Origin of the sequence: Anditalea andensis (assembly GCF_000714815.1) — a bacterium.
In the GTDB taxonomy this organism is placed as follows: domain Bacteria; phylum Bacteroidota; class Bacteroidia; order Cytophagales; family Cyclobacteriaceae; genus Anditalea; species Anditalea andensis.
Map to the genome: position 1 here is coordinate 1 of NZ_JMIH01000043.1, position 1,065 is coordinate 1,065.

Here is a 1,065-nt window from a genome sequence, read left to right on the forward strand (position 1 = left end):
ACCAAAACAAGCTATTATATGGAAGATAGCAGATCATTATTAGTTCAAAATGTTGGGATTGACGTTTCCAAGGATACTTTAGATGTTGTATTATCCACAATGGATATAAGTCGGCAAGTAAAAATTAAAGGCTCCCGCAAGTTTGCTAACAGCGGGAAGGGATTCCGAGAATTCGTTAAATGGCTGGAATCCAAACGTGCAAAATCCTGTGAATTGCGTGTATTGATGGAAGCCACCGGCATTTATTACGAACAGTTTGCCTGGTACCTACATGAGCGAGAATACACAGTTTCAGTCATTTTACCTACCAAGGCAAAGCGATACCTCCAAGCAATCGGCAACAAGAGTAAAAATGACAAAATTGATGCAAAAGGACTGGCAAAAATGGGCCTTGAGCAGAATTTACCACAGTGGCAACCCCTGTCAAAAAATATTTACCGGTTACGGTTGCTCACCCGTCAATTAGAGGACTTCAACAACCAGCGTACGGTATTTTTGAATCAGTTACATGCGCTGGAACACAGTGCTTACCCAGTTAAAGAAGTTGAGAGAAACCTCAATAAATTAATAAAGGAACTGGAAAAGGGCATAGAAAAGATAGATAGTGCGATTGAAAAACTGATCAAGGAAGATGAGAAGCTTTCATCAAGAGTAGATAAAATCAAACAAATAAAAGGGGTTGGAATAAAAACCATAGCAGTCCTGCTGGCTGAAACAAATGGTTTTGAAACCTTTGAAAACCAAGGACAATTGGTTAGCTATTCAGGATACGACATAGTGGAGAATCAATCTGGTAAGCATAATGGCAGAACAAAAATGTCCAAAAAAGGGAACGCCCATATCCGCAGGGCAATGCACCTCCCTGCTTTCGGAGTAGTCAGATATCAAGAAGGTCCATTTAAAGCGTTGTATGAAAGGCTAATTGCCAAAGGGAAAACGAAAATGCAGGCATACGTAGCTGTTCAGAGAAAATTATTAATTTTAATATGGGCATTGTGGAAAAAAGACCAAGAATATGATCCACTTTATCATATAAATCACTTAGAATGTTCCGGTAATGATGAG

1 protein-coding gene is annotated in these 1,065 nt (G+C 39.2%); it reads left to right on the forward strand.

Going from position 1 to position 1,065, the window contains the following annotated elements:
- Positions 1-18: 18 nt before the first annotated feature.
- The coding region (locus EL17_RS22045; protein WP_084166325.1) for an IS110 family RNA-guided transposase at positions 19-1,065 on the forward strand (1,047 nt) is incomplete at its 3' end.